The sequence below is a fragment of the Mycolicibacter sinensis genome (genome assembly GCF_001667945.1).
GTDB lineage: Bacteria > Actinomycetota > Actinomycetes > Mycobacteriales > Mycobacteriaceae > Mycobacterium > Mycobacterium sinense_B.
In genome coordinates, this window is the sequence record NZ_LZJK01000111.1 from 94831 (window position 1) to 101553 (window position 6723).

Below are 6723 nucleotides of genomic sequence, written 5' to 3' on the forward strand. Positions count from 1 at the left end.
GGGGCCTCCGCCTAACGGGTCAGCTAACTGTAATGCTTACAGTAAAGTATGATCGCCGCAGTTGACCAGCGGGGCTTCCGGGCACCGGCGATCACGGCGAAGGCTGCAGGTATGACAGTGAACAACGGATCCGCGGCGAATGGGCGGCGAGCTCTGGTCATGGGCGCCAGCGGTAACGTCGGCGCCTGCGTGACCCGGCAGTTGGTCGCCCGCGGCGACGAGGTGCGCGTGTTGCTGCGCCGTTCGAGCTCCACCAAGGGGATCGACGGGCTCGATGTGGAGCGGCGCTACGGCGACATCTTCGACACCGAGGCGGTCGCCGCCGCCATGGCCGACCGGGACGTCGTGTACTACTGCGTCGTCGACACCCGGGCCGAACTGCGCGACCCCGCACCGCTGTTTCGGACCAACGTCGACGGGCTGCGCAACGTCCTGGACGTCGCGGCGCAGGCCGACCTCAACAGGTTCGTATTCTTGAGCACCATCGGCACCATCGCGGTGGGCCGCAACGGCGAAACGGTGGACGAGCGAACGCCGTTCAACTGGGCCGATCAGGGCGGGGGCTACATCGCCTCACGGCGCGAGGCCGAGCGGCTGGTACTGTCCTATGTCGCCGACCGCGGCCTGCCGGCCGTCGTGGCGAACGTGTCGAATCCCTACGGGCCGCCGGACTGGCAGCCGCGGCAAGGCATGCTCATTCAGCTCGCCGCGCTGGGCAAGCTGCCCGCCTACGTGCGCGGCGTCGGCGCCGAGGTGGTCGGGATCGATGACGCCGCCCGGGCAATGCTGCTGGCCGCGGAGCGCGGCCGGATCGGTGAGCGCTACATCATCTCCGAGCGGTACATGACGCAGCGCGAGATGTTCACCATCGCAGCCGAAGCGGTCGGAGCCCAACCGCCGCGCATCGGTGTGCCGATGACGGTTGTGCACCTACTGGGGCACCTCGTCGGCGCGGTGGGAGCACTGCTGCGCCGTGACTTCGCTTTCACCGCGACCGGGGCACGCCTGATGGCATTGACCTCTCCTGCCGATCACAGCAAGGCAACCCGGGAACTGGGCTGGCACCCGGAACCGACTGAGCATGCGATCCGCCGCGCCGCGAAGTTCTACCTGGAGCGCAGCACGACATGATCCCATTCGTGGTTCGTCGTGACAACGACCTGGTGCCGAACGCCATCGCTCACGGCGGGTGGGGGCCGACGCTGGGCGGCCAGGTGGTCGGCGGCCTACTGGCCCGCGCCATCGAGCAGCACGTCGGCGGCGACGACTTGCAGCCGGCGCGGCTGACCGTCGAAATCCTGCGCCGGGTGGCCAGTGCGCCGCTGCGAGTCACCGCCGCGGTGGTCCGCACCGGGTCGCGGATGCGGGCCGTGGACGCCGCCATGACGCAGGACGGCGAGCTGGTGGCCCGCGCCTCGGCGTTGTATCTGCGCCGCGGCGTGCAGCCCGACGGTGACTTCTTCACCACCGCGATAACGCTTCCGCCGGTCCCGGAGGAGCCGGCCCGCTTCGACGAGTCGGTACCGATGTTCATCCGGGCCTACGGCGGCGACGTCGGCGATCGCTTTCCGTGGCAACACTCCGGACCGCGATACGCCTGGATCCGCGAGATCCGCGATCTCGTCGACGGCGAGGAGCTCACGCCCTTCGTGCGGGCGGCGATGGCCGTCGACGTCACCGCCTCGTTGACGAATTTCAGCACCAAGGGCTTGGCCTTCATCAACGCCGACTACACCCTGGCCCTGAGCCGGCTACCGGTGGGGCCCTATATCGGGTTGGCGGCGCTGACCCATTACAGCGACGCCGGAGTAGCGACCGGAAGTGCGAGCTTGTTCGACACCCGCGGCCCGATCGGCAGCGGGGTGTCGACCGCGATCGCGAATTTCAACTTCGACCCCGGCAACCGGCGGGAAGACTCGACGGCCGGCTAGGCGATAGCGCCGGATTCCTTGAGCTTTTCGATACGGTCCCAGTCCATTCCGAGCTCCATCAGCACGACCTCAGTGTGCTCGGAGGCCTGCGGGGCGCGGGTGGTCTCCAGTGGTTCGTGGTTGAACTGGACCGGGCCACGGACCACCTTGAACGCCGGGCCGCCGTCACCGGCTTCGACTTCGACGATCATGTCGTTGGCGATCGCCTGCTCGTCCGAGCCCAGGTCGACCAGGCTCTGAAACGGCGCCCATTGGCCTTTCATCGTCTTGAGGTGCTGGCGCCAGTACTCGAAGGGCTTGGCGCCGATCGCCGCGACGATCAGTTCGCTGGCCGCGTCGGCGTTCTCCATCAGCGGCAGCACGTCGCAGAAGCGGGGGTCATCGGCGGCTTCAGGAATTCCCAAGTGCTCGAAGGTGTCCCGAATGTATCCGGTCGGGCTGACGATGCACAGGTTGATGGTGCCGCCGTCGGAGGTGGCGTAGTTGCCCAGGAACGGATTCGCCGGTGAGCCACCGGATTGCGGCATCAGCGCACGCATGGCCTCGCCGGTCTCCATACCCTGGGTGACGCTGGCGCCGGCCGCCCACCACGCGGTGGACAACAGCGAGACATCGACCTCAAGGGCCTCCCCGGTGCGCTCGCGATGCAGCAACGCCGCGGCGATACCGCCGGCGATGTTCATGCCGCCGACCGAGTCGCCGAACGCCGGAATCCCCTGGGACAGTGGTGCGCCGAGTTCCTCGGGGCTCAGAGCGTAGCCGACGCCACTGCGGGTCCAGAACGCCGTGCCGTCGAACCCGCCGATGTCGCGTTCGGGTCCCTTGTCGCCGTAGGCGCTGCCGCGGGCGTAGACGATGTTCGGGTTCGCCTGCCGGATGTGCTCGACGTCGAACTTGTTCTTCTGCCGGGCCCGCGGAAGGTAGTTGGTCAAGAACACGTCGGCGGTGGCGGCCAGTTCGTAGAGCACCTGCTGGCCCTCGGGTGAAGAGACGTCGATACCGACGCTCCGTTTGCCGCGGTTGGGGTGTTCGATCAGCGGGTGCCGGTCGGGGTTGAGTTCGAAGCCGCCCATCCGGATGAACCCGCGCTGGGTGTCGCCGCGCACCGGGTGCTCCACCTTGATGACGTCAGCGCCCCAGTCGGCCAGGATCGCGCCGGCGGCGGGCACGAACGTGAACTGCGCGACCTCGAGCACCCGGAAGCCGTCCATCACCTTGATCAACTCAGCGCGCTCCTGACATCCGACCCATTGGAGTATTCTACTGTAATGGTTACCGTTGGGCATCCTAAAGACGCCGACGACGTCGAGGCGACCAGTGTTGAGATCGGCGAACGGGCCGCTGCGACGGCGGAGCCGCGCATGCTCATCGACGGCAAGCTGGTGGCAGCGGCCTCCGGTGCGGAGTTCGACAATGTCAGCCCCGCCACCGGGCGGGTGCTGGGAACCACCGCGTCCGCCGATGACATCGACATGGGCTGGGCGATCGGCGCGGCCCGGCGCGCCTTCGACGACACCGACTGGTCCACCAACCGCGAACTGCGCAAACACTGCCTGCGGCAGTTGCACTCGGCGCTGGAGGCCGAGAAGGAAGAGCTACGCACCGAGCTGATCGCCGAAGTGGGCTGCCCGGTGATGACTACCCAACTGGCACAGCTGGACTGGCCGCTGGCCGACGCACTGCGGTACCCGCAGCGGCTGATCGACGAGTTCGAGTGGGAGCGGGTGATCGAGGGTGGCGGACTGTTCGGCGATCGCAACGTGCGCACCGTCGTCAAGGAGCCGGTCGGGGTGGTGGCGGCGATCACCCCGTCCAATTTCCCGGTCGAGGTGATCCTGAACAAGCTGGGGCCGGCGCTGGCGGCCGGTAACACCGTTGTGCTCAAGCCCGACCCGCATACGCCGTGGAACGCCACCCGGTTGGGGCGGCTCGTCGCCGAGCACACCGACATCCCCGCCGGGGTGATCAACGTGGTGCCCACCGGATCCAATCAGGTCGCCGGCCTGTTGGGCACCGACCCGCGGGTCGACATGATCTCGTTCACCGGCTCGACCGCCGTCGGCAAGCTGCTGGCCCGGCGCAGCGCCGACACCATGAAGCGGACTTTCCTTGAGCTGGGCGGCAAGTCGGCGCTGATCGTGCTTGACGATGCCGACCCGGCCAAGGTCATCCCCGGCGCGGTCGGGGTGTGCGTGCACGCCGGGCAGGCCTGTGCTGCCACCACCCGGATGCTGGTGCACACCTGCATGTTCGACGAGGTGGTCAAGGCGGTGACCGCGGCGTTCGCGGCGGTGCCGGTGGGCGACCCCGCGCTGCCGCAGACCCTGGTGGGCCCGCTGATCAGCGCGCAGCAGAAGCAGCGGGTACTCGACGTGATCGCGCAGGCCCGGCTTGACGGGGCGGAGATCACCACCGGTGGTGGCGAATACGTCGACCTGCCGCAGGACCTGCGCGGCGGGCACTACGTGCAACCGACGGTGATCGTCGGCGTCGACAACCGCGCGGCCATCGCCCAACAGGAGGTGTTCGGGCCGGTGCTGGTGATCCTGCCGTTCGGCGACGACGACGAGGCGGTGCGCATCGCCAACGACAGCCCCTTCGGGCTGGCCGGCGCGGTGGTCTCGGCGTCCGCCGAGCGGGCCATGGCCGTGGCCCGCAGGGTGCGCACCGGGGCGATCGGCGTCAACGGCGGCATGTACTACGGCGCCGATGCACCGTTCGGGGGCTACAAGAACAGCGGCTGGGGCCGGCAGTGCGGGATCGAGGGGTTCTCGCAGTACCTGGAGACCAAGACCATCGGTTATCGGAAACCGCGGGGGGCGTAGAGGCAACCTCCGCGGTTCGGTCATCGACTGTGCGGTTTGGTACGCCCTCATCGGTGAGTCGCGTACGAAACCGCACAATCGGCGGGCGTTAGGCCGTGAACGTCACCGGCAGCGAGCGCGGGGAGCGGAACGGCTGACCGTAGATGTGCGGATTGTCGTCGGTCACCAGCGTGATCTCGCCGAGCCGCTCGAGCAGGCACTCCATCGCCACCCGCATCTCCATCCGAGCCAGATGCAGGCCCATGCAGGTGTGCTCGCCGGCGGCGAACGTGATGTGCGGAATCCACTTGCGGAAGATGTCGAACTCTTCCGCGCGTTCCCACCGGGCCTCGTCGCGGTTGGCCGATCCGATGCAGACGTCGACGACGGCGCCGGCCGGAATGGCGACGCCGGCGACCTCGGTGTCGCGGATCGCGGTGCGCTGCACGGTGGTCAGTGGTGTCTCGTAGCGCAGACCCTCCTCGATCGCGGGGCTGATCAGGTCGTGGTCGGCCTGCAGCGCGGCGAACTGTTCGGGGTGCGTCAGTAGCAGGTAGAGCAGGTTGCTGGTGGCGCGGTAGGTGGTCTCCAGTCCGGCCGGCAGCAGCAGGCGAAGGAACGAGTAGATCGCCTCGTCGCTGAGCTTCTCGCCGTCGACCTCCGCGGTGACCAGGTCACCGATGATGTCCTCGGTCGGATGGGACTTGCGCTTGTCCATCTGCGCCAGGAAGTAGTCCTTCAATGCCGCCGACGCGGAGAACGCGCGCTGGTAGTTGACGGTGTAGCTGATCAGCTCGATCGCCCGTTGACGGAACCACGGCAGATCCTCTTCGGGCAGCCCCAGCAGTCTCGAGATGACCCGGGTGGGGAACTCGAAGGTGAAACCGGCCACCAGGTCGGCAGAACCCGCCTCGATGAACTCGTCGATCAGCCTGTTGCAGATCGGCCGCACCACGTCGGGTTCCCAGTGCACCAACGACTTCCGTTTGAAGGCCGAGGACACCAGATTGCGATGCTTGCGGTGCGGCTCGCCCTCCATCGCCAGGATGGTCGGCCCGAGGAACAGCCCGATCGTGACGTCGTAGATGTGCGAGTTGAACGAATCCGCTTCCCGGAACACCTGGTTCACGGCATCGAAAGAGACGGCGGCGAACTGCGTCTCGGGCCGCAGTGACGCCGGGGTCTTGGAGTAGTCCATGACCGTGCCGGGGAAGATCCCTGCTTGGGCGCGTTTGCTCTCGAAGTAGGGGTAGGGGTTCGTGAGGTAGCCGGCCGGCTTGTCGAGTGCGGCGGCGATGTCGTCGACCTGGCTCTCCACGGCTGGTCTCCCGTCTGGCTCGGGCAATTTACTGTAAGCATTACAGTAAATGATCGGGCGGGCATCGCGCCAGCGTCAGGCGAGGCTGATCGGCATTCGCTTGATGCCGTGCACAAACGTGCTGTGCAGGTACTCCGGTTCGCCGAGCGTGACCTCCGGCAGCCGGGTGAGCAGCTCGTAGAACAAGTGCCGCAGCTCCATCCGGGCGACGTGCGTGCCCAGGCAGTAGTGCGCTCCACCGCCACCGAACCCCAGGTGCGGATTGGTGGCGCGGGTGATGTCGAATTCATGCGGACGGTCGAACACCGTCTCGTCGCGGTTGGCCGAGCAGTAGAACAACGCGACCTTCTCGCCGGCCTTGATCGCGGTCCCGGCCACCTCGGTGTCGACCACCGCGTGGCGCGCGAAAGCGATCACCGGTGTCGCCCACCGCACGAACTCCTCGACCGCGGCGTCGATCCGATTGTCGAAGTCGGCCAGCAGCCACGCGCGCTGCTCGGGGTGATCGACGAGGAGCTGGGCTCGTTCATGGTGCTGCTCGGTTCGGCCGGCAACGACACCACCAAGCAGGCCACCACGCACGCGTTCAAGGCCCTCGTCGATCACCCCGAGCAGCGCGCGTGGCTGCTGGCCGACTTCGACAATCGGATCGACGCCGCGGTCGAGGAGT

At 67.5% G+C, this 6723-nt stretch carries 5 protein-coding genes and 2 pseudogenes; 4 read left to right on the plus strand and 3 right to left on the minus strand.

What is annotated here, in order from left to right:
• Positions 1–111: 111 nt before the first annotated feature.
• Entirely contained in the window at positions 112–1131 is a 1020-nt protein-coding gene (locus tag A5694_RS15040; protein ID WP_064922612.1) for an NAD-dependent epimerase/dehydratase family protein, read from the plus strand.
• The gene (locus A5694_RS15045; protein WP_064922613.1) at positions 1128–1931 is read left to right on the plus strand and encodes a thioesterase family protein; all 804 of its coding nucleotides are present in this window, start codon (positions 1128–1130) and stop codon (positions 1929–1931) included. Before A5694_RS15040 ends, A5694_RS15045 begins: the two co-directional genes overlap by 4 nt.
• On the opposite strand, the gene A5694_RS15050 is transcribed toward A5694_RS15045, so the two are convergent.
• Complete coding sequence (locus A5694_RS15050; protein WP_064922627.1) at positions 1928–3142, minus strand: CaiB/BaiF CoA transferase family protein; 1215 nt, start codon at positions 3140–3142, stop codon at positions 1928–1930. The genes A5694_RS15045 and A5694_RS15050 overlap by 4 nt on opposite strands.
• Positions 3143–3199: 57 nt before the next feature.
• Between A5694_RS15050 and A5694_RS15055 the strand changes: the two genes are divergently transcribed.
• The gene (locus tag A5694_RS15055; protein WP_064922614.1) at positions 3200–4756 is read left to right on the plus strand and encodes an aldehyde dehydrogenase family protein; all 1557 of its coding nucleotides are present in this window, start codon (positions 3200–3202) and stop codon (positions 4754–4756) included.
• Positions 4757–4844: 88 nt separating this feature from the next.
• Here A5694_RS15055 and A5694_RS15060 read toward each other — a convergent pair whose 3' ends face one another.
• Together A5694_RS15060 and A5694_RS15065 are read right to left on the minus strand one after the other, a co-directional pair.
• Positions 4845–6053 carry a cytochrome P450 gene (locus A5694_RS15060; RefSeq protein WP_064922615.1) on the minus strand — a complete coding sequence of 403 codons (1209 nt, stop codon included), beginning with the start codon at positions 6051–6053 and terminating at the stop codon, positions 4845–4847.
• A gap of 75 nt (positions 6054–6128) precedes the next feature.
• Positions 6129–6566 (minus strand): annotated as a pseudogene (locus tag A5694_RS15065) (cytochrome P450); the annotation flags it as partial.
• Between A5694_RS15065 and A5694_RS25300 the strand changes: the two are divergent.
• Positions 6450–6723 (plus strand): annotated as a pseudogene (locus A5694_RS25300) (hypothetical protein); the annotation flags it as partial. The pseudogenes A5694_RS15065 and A5694_RS25300 overlap by 117 nt on opposite strands.